Here is a 15,504-nt window from a genome sequence, read left to right as displayed (position 1 = left end):
TCTTGAATTTCAATTACTTGGCGCGGGCGCTGATCACTGCGTCCGCAACGTTTTTGGGGGCTTCACTGTAATGCTTGAACTCCATGGTGTACGTTGCGCGGCCCTGTGTGAGGGAACGCAACGTGGTGGAGTAGCCAAACATTTCTGCAAGCGGAACCTCGGCCTTGATGGTTTTTCCACCACCAGGGATGTCGTCCATGCCCTGCACCACACCACGACGTGAGGACAAATCGCCCATCACTGTACCGGCGTAGTCTTCCGGTGTTTCAACTTCCACAGCCATGGTTGGCTCGAGCAGCACGGGATTGGCGCGGCGCATGCCCTCTTTGAAACCCATCGATGCAGCGATCTTAAATGCTGTTTCGTTGGAGTCCACGTCGTGGTACGAACCGAAATGCAGCGCGACTTTGACATCAACCACTGGATAACCGGCCATAACACCGCTGGTGAGTGCTTCTTCAACACCCTTTTGTACTGCCGGGATGTATTCGCGAGGCACCACACCACCCTTGATTTCATCGAGGAACTCAAAGCCTTTGCCAGGCTCGTTGGGTTCCACGCGCAAAACCACGTGTCCGTACTGACCGCGACCACCCGACTGGCGAACAAACTTGCCCTCGACTTCGTTGACGGTTGAACGAATAGTTTCGCGGTAAGCAACCTGTGGCTTACCCACGTTGGCCTCTACACCAAACTCTCGCTTCATGCGGTCGATAATGATTTCAAGGTGTAGCTCACCCATACCTGCAATGATGGTCTGACCGGACTCTTCGTCTGTGCGAACACGGAATGACGGGTCTTCTGCGGCCAGACGACCCAGGGCGATGCCCATTTTCTCTTGGTCGGTTTTGGTTTTGGGCTCAACGGCCTGCGCGATTACAGGCTCAGGGAACACCATGCGCTCAAGGGTAATGATGGCAGATGGATCGCACAGGGTCTCACCAGTGGTCACTTCCTTCAAACCCACGCAAGCGGCGATGTCGCCGGCGCGAATTTCTTCGACCTCCTGACGATTGTTCGCATGCATTTGCACAATACGACCAATACGCTCTTTCTTGCCTTTCACAGGGTTGTAAACAGAGTCGCCCTTGGTGAGCACGCCAGAATAAACGCGCACGAAAGTCAATTGACCAACAAAGGGATCGGTCATCAACTTGAATGCCAGGGCAGACAGTTTTTCTTCGTCGCTCGCCTGGCGAACAGCTGGCTGCTCGTCTTCGTCGGTACCAGCCACAGGAGGAATGTCCACCGGCGATGGCAGGAAATCGATTACAGCGTCCAGCATGCGCTGTACACCTTTGTTTTTAAAGGCAGTACCGCACAGCATTGGTTGAATTTCAGTTGAAATGGTGCGAGTGCGCAAACCCAGCTTGATTTCTTCCTCGGACAAGTCGCCTTCTTCGAGGTACTTATTCATGAGCTCTTCGCTGGCTTCGGCAGCCGCCTCAACCATTTGCTCGCGCCACTTCTCAGCATCAGCCTGAAGGTCAGCAGGAATGTCGCGGTAGTCAAACTTCATGCCCTGAGAGGCTTCGTCCCAGTAGATGGCCTTCATCTTGATGAGGTCAACCACACCCACGAATTTTTCTTCGGCACCGATTGGAATCACGATGGGCACAGGATTGGCGCGCAGACGGGTTTTCATCTGCTCAACCACTTTGAAGAAGTTTGCGCCAGTGCGGTCCATTTTGTTTACAAAGGCCAGGCGTGGCACCTTGTACTTATTGGCCTGACGCCAAACGGTTTCAGACTGGGGCTGAACACCACCCACGGCACAGTACACCATGCAAGCGCCATCCAGAACACGCATGGAACGCTCCACTTCGATGGTGAAGTCCACGTGCCCCGGGGTGTCGATGATGTTGAAGCGGTGCTCAGGGTAGGAGTTGTCCATGCCCTTCCAGAAACAGGTGGTGGCCGCCGAGGTGATGGTAATACCACGCTCTTGCTCTTGCTCCATCCAGTCCATGGTGGCTGCACCATCGTGCACTTCACCAATTTTGTGACTTACGCCTGTGTAAAACAGAATACGCTCAGTCGTCGTGGTTTTGCCGGCATCGATGTGCGCGGAAATACCAATGTTTCGATATCGCTCAATGGGCGTCTTACGAGCCATTTGCTACTCCAGTAAAATTTAGAAACGGAAATGCGAGAAGGCCTTGTTGGCTTCGGCCATGCGGTGTACTTCATCACGCTTCTTCATCGCACCACCGCGACCTTCCGCAGCTTCCAGCAGTTCGCCTGCCAGACGGAGATCCATGGATTTTTCGCTGCGCTTTTTGGCGGCTTCGCGAACCCAACGCATGGCCAGGGCCAGACGACGGGAGGGGCGAACTTCCACCGGAACTTGGTAGTTCGCGCCACCCACGCGGCGGGATTTAACTTCCACCACTGGCTTGACGTTGTTGATGGCATTGTTGAACACCTCGAGAGGGTCTTTGCCAGCTTTGGTTGCGATGCTGTCAAAAGCACCGTAAATAATGCGCTCAGCAACCGCTTTTTTACCAGAGAGCATGATCACGTTCATGAACTTGGCAACTTCGGTGCTTTGAAACTTTGGATCTGGCAGCACTTCTCTGCGCTGCACTTCGCGACGACGTGGCATCTTGATATTCCTTATCTTCAGCGTGGACTATTCCACTATTGCATCTGCTTACTCGACCCACCCATGTGAGCCGCACGGAATGCTGTTTGTTGATTACTTCTTGCCAGCGGCGGCGCCGGCCTTGGGACGCTTGCTACCGTACTTGGAGCGCGCCTGCTTACGGTCTTTAACGCCTTGCAGGTCGAGCGAACCGCGAACGATGTGGTAACGCACACCGGGCAAGTCTTTTACACGACCGCCACGAATGAGCACCACGGAGTGTTCCTGCAGGTTGTGGCCTTCACCACCGATGTAGGAAATCACTTCGAAGCCGTTCGTGAGGCGAACTTTGGCCACTTTACGCAGCGCAGAGTTTGGTTTTTTAGGAGTTGTGGTGTAAACACGGGTGCAAACGCCACGCTTTTGAGGGCAATCCTCAAGCGCAGGGCTCTTGCTCTTCATGGTCACACTGGTGCGTGGCTTACGCACGAGTTGATTGATGGTTGGCAGAGTTCCAGTTCCGGTGTTAGAAAAAACAAAAGGGCTACGGGCATGCCCGCAGCCCATTTAGCCCGCGATTGTATTCTGAAATACAATCGCAGGTCAATCCTAGTTCAAAGAAAGCAATAACTTAGGCTTCTTCGGTGCCCTCGCTAGTGGGCATATTGAACAGGGCTTCCGCTTGAGCGCGGGGGTCCTGCTCGGCCTCCAGCAAGCGGAGTTCTTCCGCTTCCCGACCTTCTTTTTCTTTGCGCGCCTTGTGATAGGCCAATCCTGTGCCTGCAGGGATCAGGCGGCCCACAATGACGTTTTCTTTTAAGCCGCGCAAATCGTCGCGTTTGCCCATGATGGCCGCTTCGGTCAACACGCGGGTGGTTTCCTGGAAGGAAGCCGCAGAAATGAACGAATCAGTCGACAGGGAGGCCTTGGTGATGCCCAACAGAATGTTCTGGTAGGAGGCCTCACGCTTGTTCTCCGCACGCATTTTGTCGTTCGCATCCAACAGTTCGGAGCGCTCAACTTGCTCACCGGGGATGAAACCGGTCTCGCCTGGATCATCCACAATGACGCGACGCAACATTTGACGAACAATTACTTCAATGTGCTTGTCGTTGATTTTTACACCCTGCAGGCGGTAAACGTCTTGCACCTCGTCCACGATGTAGCGAGCCAGAGCTTCGATGCCCAAGAGTCGAAGGATGTCGTGAGGATCTGCCGGGCCATCCACGATGGATTCGCCTTTGTTGACCACCTGGCCATCGTGCACCAGCACGTGTTTGTCTTTGGGGATCAGGAATTCGTGTGAGACGCCATCGAGATCGGTGATCACCAGGCGCTGCTTGCCCTTGGTGTCCTTACCGAAAGAGACCGTGCCAGTGACTTCGGCCAACATGCCGGCGTCTTTGGGTGAACGGGCTTCGAACAGCTCTGCCACACGGGGCAAACCGCCGGTAATGTCGCGGGTTTTCTGGCTTTCTTGAGGAATACGAGCAAGCACTTCGCCCACAGACACATCCTGACCGTCGCGCACGGTGATCAGTGCACCCACAGGGAAGCTGATGTTCACCGAGTGATCCGAGCCTGCAATCTTGACTTCATTGCCTTGTGGATCGATCAGCTTCACTTGAGGACGCTCGCCTTTGCCACCCGAGGTACGACGCTTGGCGTCGATGACCACCAAGGTGGACAAACCAGTGACGTCATCAATCTGCTTGGCCACTGTGACGCCTTCTTCGATGTTTTCGAAGCGGATCTTGCCAGCGTATTCGGTCACGATTGGACGAGTCAATGGATCCCAGGTGGCGATGAGCGCACCCGCCTTGACCTGATTGCCATCGAGCACGGACAAAGTGGCGCCGTAGGGCACTTTGTGACGCTCGCGCTCACGACCGAAGTCGTCAGTGATGAGAACCTCGCCAGAACGGGAGATGACGATTTGTTCGCCCTTGCCGTTGGTGACGTAGCGCATGGTGGCTGTGAAGCGAATGATGCCGTTGGACTTGGCTTCAATGCTCGACACCACTGCTGCACGAGAGGCCGCACCACCGATGTGGAATGTGCGCATGGTCAGCTGAGTGCCGGGTTCGCCGATGGACTGGGCAGCGATTACACCAACCGCTTCACCGTTGTTGACCAAGGTGCCGCGGCCAAGATCACGACCGTAACACTTGGCGCACAGGCCGTAACGGGTTTCGCATGACAGAGGCGTGCGTACCCGCACTTCGTCGATGCCCAATTGGTCGATCAACTCGACTGCGGCTTCATCCAGCAGCTTGCCTGGCTCGAACACAGTTTCCTGGGTTTCGGGGTTGACCACATCGGCCACCACGACGCGACCCAAAATTCGGTCACGCAAGGCTTCAATTACTTCACCGCCCTCAACGAGAGCCTTCATGGCCACACCATTGGTGGTGCCGCAATCGTCTTCCACAACCACGAGGTCTTGGGTCACATCCACCAAACGGCGTGTGAGATAACCCGAGTTCGCTGTTTTCAGCGCCGTATCGGCCAGACCCTTACGGGCACCGTGGGTTGAAATGAAGTACTGCAACACGTTCAGACCTTCGCGGAAGTTCGCGATAATCGGCGTCTCGATGATGGAGCCATCGGGTTTGGCCATCAGGCCACGCATACCCGCCAATTGGCGAATTTGGGCTGCAGAACCTCGCGCACCGGAGTCAGCCATCATGTAAATGGCATTAAACGACTCCTGGCGAACTTCTTTACCGTTGCGATCGATTACTGGCTCGGTGGCCAATTGTTCCATCATGGCCTTGCCCACCTGGTCGCCTGCGCGACCCCAGATGTCAACCACTTTGTTATAACGCTCACCCTGGGTGACCAAACCCGAGGTGTATTGCGCCTGGATTTCTTTTACTTCTGCTTCAGCAGCGGCAATGATGGTGTGCTTTTGAGCTGGCACCACCATGTCGCCCATGGCAATTGAAATGCCCCCACGAGTGGCAAGGCGGAAACCGGTCTGCATCAATTTGTCGGCAAAAATCACGGTTTCACGCAGACCGCAGCGGCGGAACGACGCGTTGATGAGGCGAGAAATTTCTTTCTTTTTCAAAGGACGATCAATGAAAGAGAAAGGCAGGCCCGGTGGCAAAATTTCGGACAACAAAGCACGCCCAACGGTGGTGTCGTAACGGGTCACTTTGGGCGTCTTTTCGCCGGTTTCGGGGTTCACATCAAATTCGGTGATTCGAACGGTGATGCGCGTGGCCAGCTCAACTTCTTTGTTGTCGTAGGCGCGGTTGACTTCACCGACATCGGCGAAAATCAGACCTTCGTTTTTGCCATTCACCTTGTCGCGTGTGGTGTAGTACAAGCCCAACACGATGTCTTGGGAGGGCACAATCGACGGGTCACCGTTGGCGGGGAACAGCACGTTGTTTGAAGCAAGCATCAGGGTGCGAGCTTCAATTTGCGCTTCCAGTGACAAGGGAACGTGCACAGCCATTTGGTCGCCGTCAAAGTCGGCGTTGAAAGCGGCACACACCAGAGGGTGAAGCTGGATGGCCTTGCCTTCGATGAGCACAGGTTCGAAAGCCTGAATGCCCAAACGGTGCAGTGTTGGCGCACGGTTCAACAGCACGGGATGCTCGCGAATCACTTCTTCCAAGATATCCCACACGATGGGTTCTTGGTTTTCGACGAATTTCTTGGCTTGCTTGATGGTGGTTGCAATGCCCATCACTTCCAAGCGGTTGAAAATGAAGGGTTTAAACAACTCGAGCGCCATCAGCTTGGGCAAACCGCACTGGTGCAGCTTGAGCTGTGGACCCACCACAATCACGGAACGACCGGAGTAGTCGACGCGCTTGCCCAACAGGTTTTGACGGAAACGACCGCCCTTGCCTTTGATCATGTCGGCCAAAGACTTCAATGGGCGCTTGTTGGCGCCGGTCATGGCTTTGCCGCGACGACCGTTGTCCAACAAGGAGTCCACTGCTTCCTGAAGCATGCGCTTTTCGTTGCGCACGATGATGTCAGGAGCGTTCAACTCAAGCAGGCGCTTCAAGCGGTTGTTTCGGTTGATCACTCGAAGATAAAGGTCGTTCAGGACGGAGGTGGCGAAGCGACCACCATCCAGCGGCACCAAAGGACGCAACTCGGGTGGCAACACGGGCAACACCTCGAGAATCATCCACTCCGGCTTGATACCAGATTTCTGGAAGCCTTCCAGCACCTTCAGGCGCTTGGCGATTTTCTTGATTTTGGCTTCAGAATTGGTGGCGGATAGTTCGTCTCGCAGGGTTTGCACCTCGCGATCGATGTCGATGGACTTCAGCAATTCTTTGATGCCCTCAGCACCCATGAACGCCACAAAGTCGTCGCCATATTCTTCTTGTTTGGCCAGATAATCTTCTTCGGTCAGCAATTGGCCGCGCTTCAAGGGCGTCATGCCGGGCTCAACGACCACAAAGCCTTCAAAGTACAACACACGCTCGATGTCGCGAAGGGTCATGTCAAGCACCATGCCCAAGCGGGAGGGCAGGGACTTCAAGAACCAAATGTGGGCCACGGGCGAGGCCAGGTCGATGTGACCCATGCGCTCACGACGCACCTTCGCCAAAGTAACCTCAACGCCGCACTTCTCGCAAATGACACCGCGATGCTTCAAACGCTTGTATTTGCCACACAAGCATTCATAGTCTTTGATTGGGCCAAAAATCTTGGCACAGAACAGACCATCGCGCTCGGGCTTAAAGGTTCGATAGTTGATGGTCTCGGGCTTTTTTACCTCACCGAATGACCACGAACGGATTTTGTCAGGCGAAGCAATCGCAATTTTGATTGCATCAAATTGCTCGTCCTGCTGGACCTGCTTAAACAGATCTAATAGTGCTTTCATTTCAATACCTCCGTCGCGACCGATCAGTAACGGTCCAGATCAATGTCAATGCCCAAGGAGCGGATTTCTTTCACCAACACGTTGAAAGACTCCGGCATACCGGCATCAATGGTGTGATCACCCTTGACCAGGTTTTCGTACACTTTGGTTCGGCCGTTCACATCATCGGACTTCACGGTCAACATTTCTTGCAGCACGTAGGATGCGCCATACGCCTCCAGCGCCCACACCTCCATCTCACCGAAACGCTGGCCACCAAACTGCGCCTTACCACCCAATGGCTGCTGGGTTACCAGCGAGTATGGGCCGGTGGAACGTGCGTGCATCTTGTCGTCCACCAAGTGGTGCAGCTTGAGTACGTGCATGTAACCGACGGTGACCTTGCGGTCGAAGGCTTCGCCGGTGCGGCCATCGAACAGCGTGATCTGTGTTTTGTGGTCATTGAAACCAAGCGCCTGCATGCGGGGATCGTCGCTGGGGTACGCCAGCTCAAGCATGTCGAGAATGTCTTTCTCGTTCGCACCATCAAACACTGGCGTTGCAAAGGGCATGCCTTTGGACAAATTGCGTGCCATTTTGATGATTTCGTCATCGGTGAGTGACGCCAGGTCGACTGGGGTGCCAGTGCGGTTATACACACGGTCCAGGTACTCACGAAGGCGAGCCACAGCATTTTGCTGTTGCAGCATCTCGTTGATGCGATCACCAATGCCGCGAGCCGCCCAACCCAGGTGGGTTTCAAGGATCTGACCCACGTTCATACGCGAGGGCACGCCCAGGGGGTTGAGCACGATGTCCACAGGGCGACCATCGGCCATGTGCGGCAGGTCTTCCACGGGTACGATCTTAGAAACCACACCCTTGTTACCGTGACGACCAGCCATTTTGTCGCCCGGCTGCAAGCGACGTTTAACGGCCAAATACACCTTGACCATTTTCAACACGCCTGGAGGCAACTCGTCACCCTGGGTGAGCTTTTTCCGCTTCTCTTCGAAGGCAAGGTCGAACTGGTGACGCTTGTCTTCAATGGACTTCTTCAGTGTTTCAAGCTGAGTAGCGGCATCTTCCTCGGCCAAACGAATGTCAAACCAGTGGTGATGATCCACTTCTTTGAGGTATTCGGCTGTGATCTTGCTGCCTTTGGCCAGCTTGGCCGGACCACCATTGGCCACCTTGCCCACCAGGAAGCGCTCGATACGGCTGAATGTGTCGGCTTCCACGATGCGCATTTGGTCGTTGAGGTCTAAGCGGTAGCGCTTGAGCTCATCGTCAATGATGGACTGCGCGCGCTTGTCACGCACAATGCCTTCGCGGGTGAACACCTGCACATCGATGACCGTGCCTGTCATGCCAGAGGGCACGCGCAGGGAAGTGTCTTTGACGTCTGAGGCTTTTTCACCAAAGATGGCACGCAACAGTTTTTCTTCGGGTGTGAGTTGGGTTTCGCCTTTTGGCGTCACTTTGCCCACCAACACATCGCCAGCTTGTACTTCAGCACCGATGTACACAATGCCAGACTCATCCAAGCGAGACAGCTGTGCTTCAGACAGGTTGGAAATGTCCCGGGTAATTTCTTCGGAACCGAGCTTGGTGTCGCGAGCCACCACCGACAGTTCTTCAATGTGGATGGAGGTGTAACGGTCTTCGGCCACCACACGCTCGGAAATGAGGATGGAGTCTTCGAAGTTGTAGCCGTTCCAAGGCATGAAAGCGACCAACATGTTTTGACCCAGAGCCAATTCGCCGAGGTCGGTGGATGCACCGTCGGCGATGACATCGCCTTTGGCAATCACATCGCCCTTGTTAACAATTGGACGCTGGTTGATGTTGGTGTTCTGGTTGGAACGGGTGTACTTGGTGAGGTTATAAATATCCACACCCACAGAGCCAGTTTCAACTTCGTTGTCATTCACGCGAATCACAATACGGTTGGCATCGACGTAGTCGACCACGCCGCCATGATCAGCAACAATTACAGTGCCGGAGTCGACCGCCACAGTTCGTTCGATGCCGGTGCCAGCAAACGGCTTCTCGGGGCGCAAACAGGGCACGGCCTGACGCTGCATGTTGGCACCCATCAAGGCGCGGTTCGCATCGTCGTGCTCAAGGAATGGAATGAGCGAGGCAGCCACAGACACGATTTGACCAGGAGCAACGTCCATGAGCTGGACTTCAGCGGGGTTGATGAGTTCGAATTCACCAGCCACCCGGCAAGACACCAAGTCACCAACCAGTCGCTTTTTGTCGTCAACTTCAGCGTTGGCCTGAGCGATCACATAGCGGCCCTCTTCAATGGCCGACAGGTAAACGATTTCGTCGGACACCACGCCGCTGTCTACTTTGCGGTATGGGGTTTCAAGGAAGCCATACTCGTTCAACCGTGCGTACATGGCCATGGAGTTGATCAGACCAATGTTCGGACCTTCGGGTGTCTCGATTGGACACACACGACCGTAGTGGGTGGTGTGAACGTCACGCACTTCAAAGCCGGCACGTTCACGGGTAAGACCACCGGGGCCCAAGGCAGACACACGGCGCTTGTGCGTGATTTCAGACAGCGGGTTGGTTTGATCCATGACCTGCGAGAGCTGTGATGAACCAAAGAACTCTTTGATGGCCGCTGAAATGGGCTTGGAGTTGATAAGGTCGTGAGGCATGAGGTTCTCAGCCTCGGCCTGCCCCAGGCGCTCTTTAACGGCACGCTCAACACGCACCAAACCGGCACGGAACTGGTTTTCTGCAAGTTCGCCCACGCAGCGTACACGACGGTTACCCAGGTGATCGATGTCGTCGATTTCGCCGTTGCCATTGCGCAAATCCACCAGGATTTTAATGACAGCAAGAATGTCATCGTCGGTGAGGACCATGGGGCCTTCTACCTCGGGGCGACCCACGCGGCGGTTAAACTTCATGCGACCCACGCGAGACAAATCGTAAGAGTCTTCGCTGTAGAACAGGCGGTTGAACAGCATTTCAACAGCTTCTTCTGTGGGCGGCTCCCCGGGGCGCATCATGCGGTAGATGGCCACGCGCGCGGCCGTCTGATCCACAGTTTCGTCGGTTCTCAGCGTTTGAGAGATGTAGGCGCCGTGGTCGAGCTCGTTGGTGAAAATGGTATCGATGGACTTCACACCGGCGTCACGGATTTTGCCCATGATTTCTTCGGTGATTTCGTCATTGGCATTGGCCACCACTTCGCCTGTGCTGGGGTCGATGATGTTCTTGGCCAATGTACGCCCAATCAAAAACTCTTCTGGCACAGAGATTTTCTTCAGGCCAGCAGCTTCGATGTCGCGAATGTTTTTGGCATTGATGCGCTTGTCTTTCTGGACCAACACCTTGCCAGCCTTGTCGACGATGTCGAACTTGGCCACTTCACCCTTCAATCGCGCTGTCACCAACTCCATCTGCGCGCCCTCGGATTTGATTTCGAACTGGTCGAAATCAAAGAAGGTTTGCAAAATTTGCTCATTGTTCATGCCAATGGCCTTGAGCAGGATGGTGACTGGCATTTTGCGACGGCGGTCGACGCGGAAATACAAGATGTCTTTGGGATCGAATTCGAAATCGAGCCAAGAGCCACGGTAGGGAATAATACGCGCCGAAAACAGCAGCTTGCCCGAGCTGTGTGTTTTGCCACGGTCATGCTCAAAAAACACGCCGGGCGAGCGGTGCAGCTGAGACACGATCACGCGCTCGGTGCCGTTAATCACAAAGGAGCCATTTTGAGTCATCAGAGGCAACTCGCCCATGTAGACTTCCTGCTCCTTGACTTCCTTGACGGTGGGCTTGCTGGCCTCACGGTCGAGCAACACCAAGCGCACGCGAGCACGCAGTGGTGAGCAGAAGGTCAGGCCACGCTGTTGACATTCTTTGACGTCAAAGGCGGGTTCGCCCAATGCATACTGCACAAATTCCAGACGCGCATACCCATTGTGGGACACGATTGGGAACACAGACTGAAATGCCGCCTGCAACCCTTTGTCTTGGCGCTTATCAACTGAGGTGCCCAGTTGAAGAAATTCCGTGTAAGAGTCTAGTTGAGTGGTGAGAAGGTACGGAACATCCAGAACTGGAGGCCGTTTCGCAAAGCTTTTGCGTATGCGTTTTTTCTCGGTGGCAGAGTAAGACATATTTTCTGTCCTGATGTCGAGCGGATTAAGCGATATGCATGTGGGCTACACATGGCTTAAAACACTCAGGTTTCGAAAGGTTTCTACACTGCAAAAACACAGCAATGCTGAAGCGCAAAAAGCCCGGAGGCGCAAAAACCTCCGGGCAATTCAAAAATCGAAATTACTTAACTTCGACTTTGGCACCAGCTTCTTCAAGTTGCTTCTTCACGTCTTCAGCTTCAGCTTTGGACACGCCTTCTTTCACGGGCTTGGGTGCGCCATCTACCAGGTCTTTGGCTTCTTTCAGGCCCAGACCAGTCAGTGCACGAACAACTTTAATGACGTTTACTTTGCTTTCGCCAGCGGCAGACAGGATTACGTCGAACTCTGTCTTCTCTTCAGCGGCAGCAGCACCACCACCAGCGGCGGCAGGAGCAGCAACAGCCACGGCTGCAGCAGCTGCGGAAACGCCAAACTTCTCTTCCATTTCTTTGATCAGTTCGGACAATTCGAGTACGGTCATGCCAGCGATGGCGTCGAGGATTTCGGCTTTAGTTGCCATGGTATTTCTCCAGTTAAAAGTTTGATTCGGCTAATCGGTAAAAAGTTAAGCAGCTTGCGATTCTTTCTGATCACGAACAGCAGCCAGACCACGCACAAACTTCGTAGGCACTTCGTTGAGTGTACGAACAAATGTTGCGATCGGTGCTTGCATCGTGCCCAGCAACTTCGAGAGCAGCTCTTCACGACTTGGCATGGTGGCCAGGGCCTTCACACCATCGGCGCCCATGACTTGACCAGGCAGAGAACCGCCGGTCAGCACGAGCTTGTCGTTGCTTTTCGCGAAGTTAACAACCACTTTGGCCGCAGCCACGGGATCAGCACTGATCGCGTAGATGAGGGGGCCAGCCATTTTGTCGGACAAGCCCTCGAAGGCTGTACCGGCAATGGCTCGTTTGGCCAAAGTGTTCTTTAGAACACGCAAATAAACACCTGCTGCACGAGCTTCCTTGCGGAGCTGCGTCACACTTTCTACAGACAGACCACGATATTCCGCAACAACCACTGCTTGAGCACCGGCCAACTGGCTGGCGATCTCTTCAATGACTGCTGCTTTTTCTTGGCGATTTAAAGCCACGGTCTTTCTCCAAAAAGAAGCGCTTATTGCACTGTTTAAAACAGGCGACCGAAATCAAGCTTTGAACTCACATTCATTACTTTTCTTCGGGACCGCCATCTACGTTGGATGACTTTTTAAAACCAGCCCTACTGCTGCAAGGTTTCCAACGGTCTTTGACAACCTGCCACCACGGCCCGAAGGCCGAGGCGACAGCCCAAAGTTCTTATTGACCCAACACGGATGCGGAGTCTACCCGTACACCACCACCCATCGTGCTGGATACGGCAATCTTTCTTAGGTAAATGCCTTTGGACGATGCTGGCTTGGATTTGTTCAACGCTTCCACCAAGGCGGAAAGGTTGGTCTTCAGCTTTTCAACGTCAAAAGAGGCACGACCAATGGTGCAGTGGATGATGCCTGCCTTGTCGGTGCGATACTGCACCTGACCAGCCTTGGCATTTTTGACCGCAGTGGCCACATCGGGAGTGACGGTGCCAACCTTGGGGTTGGGCATCAAACCACGTGGGCCCAAGATTTGGCCCAAGGTACCCACAATGCGCATGGTGTCAGGGGAGGCAATCACCACATCGAAGTTGATGTTGCCAGCCTTGACTTCAGCGGCGAGGTCTTCCATGCCCACGATGTCTGCGCCAGCGGCCTTGGCTTCCTCAGCCTTGGCACCTTGTGCAAACACAGCCACACGAACAGTTTTACCGGTGCCGGCGGGCAATACTACAGAACCACGAACCACTTGGTCAGATTTGCGCGCATCTACGCCGAGCTGGATGGCTGCATCTACAGACTCATCAAATTTGGCGGTGGCGGTTTCTTTGACCAGAGACAGAGCCTGATCTACTGCATACACCGCATTGCGATCAATTTTTGCACGCAGTGCCTGAGTGCGCTTGGACAATTTAGCCATGATTAGAGACCCTCCACCACGATACCCATGCTGCGAGCGGAACCAGCGATGGTACGCACAGCGGCTTCCATGTCGGCTGCAGTCAGGTCGGGCATTTTTGTTTTTGCAATTTCTTCAGCCTGCTCACGGGTGATCTTGCCCACTTTGTCCAGGTGAGGACGTGGAGACCCCTTGGTGATCTTGGCAGCCTTTTTGATCAAGGTGGTTGCAGGCGGCGTCTTCATGATGAATGTGAAAGACTTGTCCGCAAATGCAGTGATCACCACAGGAATTGGCAGACCAGGTTCCATGCCCTGAGTTTGGGCATTAAAGGCCTTGCAGAATTCCATGATGTTCAAACCACGCTGACCCAGCGCTGGGCCAATGGGGGGAGACGGGTTGGCTTTACCTGCAGGCACCTGCAGCTTGATAAAGCCGATGATTTTCTTTGCCATTGAATTTCTCCGTGAGTTCAAACGCAGCCCGAAAGCTGCTCCTCGTATTGCTTACCTGACCTGCATCCTGCCAGCAATTAAAACAGGGGCCAAAAAACTTAAACTTTTTCGACTTGATGGAAGTCGAGTTCAACGGGCGTGGCACGACCGAAAATGGTCACGGACACGCGCAATTTGCTTTTCTCGTAGTTGATTTCTTCGACGTTGCCGTTGAAATCTGCAAATGGGCCCTCTTTAACGCGCACCATTTCACCAACCTCATACAACACCTTGGGACGCGGCTTTTCAGCGCCTTCTTGCATTTGTTGCATGATTTTGTCGACTTCCTTTTGAGAAATCGGCGTGGGACGATTGCCCGTACCACCCACAAAGCCGGTAACCTTGGGGGTGTTTTTTACAAGGTGCCAAGAGTCGTCGGTCATTTCCATTTCGACCAACACATACCCAGGGAAGAACCTGCGTTCTGAAATGGATTTTTGGCCACCCTTGATCTCTACCACTTCTTCGGAGGGAACAAGGATTTGGCCAAATAAATCGGAAAATTCGGAACGGTCAATGCGCTCCTGTAGTGCCCGCTGCACACTCTTCTCGAGACCCGAGTAGGCGTGCACCACGTACCAGCGTTTTGACATTATATTGTCCACCCTAAAATCAGGTCGTAGAACACCCACTCCAGCGTTTTATCGACTGCGAGCAGGTAGATCGCCATGATCAGCACAAACACGAAGACCACGCCAGTCATTTGAGTGGCCTCTTTTCGTGTTGGCCAAACCACACGCTTGGCCTCGTTGACGGAGTCTTTGGCGAAAGCCACGAACCGCTTGCCCGTTTGCGACAGCAGGAAACTAACCAAGGCGAGCACAACACCCGCAAGCACCACACCCAAACGGATGAAGAAGTCTTCGCTTGCCAGCACCTGATAAGCCACCGCACCACCAATTGCAAATACAACTGCCAAGGCAAGCATTAGCTTGTCTTGACCAGTGGATACGGTTTGAATGTCGTTTTGAGCCATATTCTTAAAATGTAAGCCGCCGCTGAGGGTATTCAGCGGCGACACTCCTACCAAATTTGGCAGGGCAAGAGGGAATCGAACCCCCAACCTTCGGTTTTGGAGACCGACGCTCTGCCAGTTGAGCTATTGCCCTAGTAACACAAGTTACTTGGTGATCTTGGCAACCACGCCGGCGCCTACGGTACGACCACCTTCGCGGATCGCAAAACGCAGACCTTCTTCCATCGCAATCGGGGCGATCAGTTCAACATTGATCGACACGTTGTCGCCTGGCAGCACCATTTCTTTGTCCGCTGGCAAGCTGATGGAACCTGTCACGTCCGTTGTACGGAAGTAGAACTGCGGACGGTAGTTGTTAAAGAATGGGGTGTGACGACCACCTTCTTCTTTGCTCAACACATACACCTCAGCGCTAAAGCCTGTGTGTGGGGTGATCGTGCCTGGCTTGGCCAA

At 54.0% G+C, this 15,504-nt stretch carries 11 protein-coding genes, 1 tRNA gene and 1 pseudogene; all 13 read right to left on the bottom strand.

Translation table 11 applies throughout. The features are described 5' to 3' along the window. Positions 1 to 13: 13 nt before the first annotated feature. On the bottom strand, positions 14 to 2,116 hold the full coding sequence (fusA, locus tag ACEQU8_RS07895; protein WP_370262759.1) for an elongation factor G: 2,103 nt from the start codon (positions 2,114 to 2,116) through the stop codon (positions 14 to 16). 18 nt (positions 2,117 to 2,134) lie between these two features. After that, positions 2,135 to 2,605 (bottom strand): 30S ribosomal protein S7, encoded by a 471-nt coding sequence (rpsG, locus tag ACEQU8_RS07890; protein WP_370262758.1) that lies wholly within the window; start codon positions 2,603 to 2,605, stop codon positions 2,135 to 2,137. Positions 2,606 to 2,698: 93 nt separating this feature from the next. Further along, the gene (gene rpsL, locus ACEQU8_RS07885) at positions 2,699 to 3,094 is read right to left on the bottom strand and encodes a 30S ribosomal protein S12 (RefSeq protein WP_370262905.1); all 396 of its coding nucleotides are present in this window, start codon (positions 3,092 to 3,094) and stop codon (positions 2,699 to 2,701) included. A gap of 121 nt (positions 3,095 to 3,215) precedes the next feature. Continuing rightward, positions 3,216 to 7,445, bottom strand: coding sequence for a DNA-directed RNA polymerase subunit beta' (gene rpoC / locus ACEQU8_RS07880; RefSeq protein WP_370262757.1), 4,230 nt, complete (start codon positions 7,443 to 7,445; stop codon positions 3,216 to 3,218). Positions 7,446 to 7,468: 23 nt separating this feature from the next. Further along, positions 7,469 to 11,578 (bottom strand): DNA-directed RNA polymerase subunit beta, encoded by a 4,110-nt coding sequence (gene rpoB / locus ACEQU8_RS07875; RefSeq protein ID WP_370262755.1) that lies wholly within the window; start codon positions 11,576 to 11,578, stop codon positions 7,469 to 7,471. 163 nt (positions 11,579 to 11,741) lie between these two features. Further along, positions 11,742 to 12,122 (bottom strand): 50S ribosomal protein L7/L12, encoded by a 381-nt coding sequence (gene rplL / locus ACEQU8_RS07870; protein ID WP_370262754.1) that lies wholly within the window; start codon positions 12,120 to 12,122, stop codon positions 11,742 to 11,744. Positions 12,123 to 12,167: 45 nt separating this feature from the next. Then, the gene (gene rplJ, locus ACEQU8_RS07865) at positions 12,168 to 12,698 is read right to left on the bottom strand and encodes a 50S ribosomal protein L10 (protein WP_370262753.1); all 531 of its coding nucleotides are present in this window, start codon (positions 12,696 to 12,698) and stop codon (positions 12,168 to 12,170) included. Between the two features lie 205 nt (positions 12,699 to 12,903). Further along, positions 12,904 to 13,602: a 50S ribosomal protein L1 gene (rplA, locus tag ACEQU8_RS07860; RefSeq protein ID WP_370262751.1), complete on the bottom strand. Its 699-nt coding sequence runs from the start codon at positions 13,600 to 13,602 to the stop codon at positions 12,904 to 12,906. A gap of 2 nt (positions 13,603 to 13,604) precedes the next feature. After that, positions 13,605 to 14,036: a 50S ribosomal protein L11 gene (rplK, locus tag ACEQU8_RS07855; RefSeq protein WP_370262750.1), complete on the bottom strand. Its 432-nt coding sequence runs from the start codon at positions 14,034 to 14,036 to the stop codon at positions 13,605 to 13,607. Between the two features lie 98 nt (positions 14,037 to 14,134). Continuing rightward, positions 14,135 to 14,668, bottom strand: a complete 534-nt coding sequence (nusG, locus tag ACEQU8_RS07850) for a transcription termination/antitermination protein NusG (protein ID WP_008248014.1) — start codon at positions 14,666 to 14,668, stop codon at positions 14,135 to 14,137. Then, the gene (gene secE / locus ACEQU8_RS07845) at positions 14,668 to 15,051 is read right to left on the bottom strand and encodes a preprotein translocase subunit SecE (protein ID WP_370262903.1); all 384 of its coding nucleotides are present in this window, start codon (positions 15,049 to 15,051) and stop codon (positions 14,668 to 14,670) included. Before secE ends, nusG begins: the two co-directional genes overlap by 1 nt. A 57-nt stretch (positions 15,052 to 15,108) precedes the next feature. Then, positions 15,109 to 15,184: transfer RNA gene (locus tag ACEQU8_RS07840), tRNA-Trp, on the bottom strand. Positions 15,185 to 15,195: 11 nt separating this feature from the next. Beyond that, positions 15,196 to 15,504 (bottom strand): annotated as a pseudogene (tuf, locus tag ACEQU8_RS07835) (elongation factor Tu); the annotation flags it as partial.

Source organism: Limnobacter sp. (genome assembly GCF_964228395.1).
Classification (GTDB): Bacteria; Pseudomonadota; Gammaproteobacteria; order Burkholderiales; family Burkholderiaceae_B; genus Limnobacter.
The sequence above is the reverse complement of the archived record's forward strand: the minus strand, read 5'-3'. Positions and strand labels throughout refer to the sequence as shown.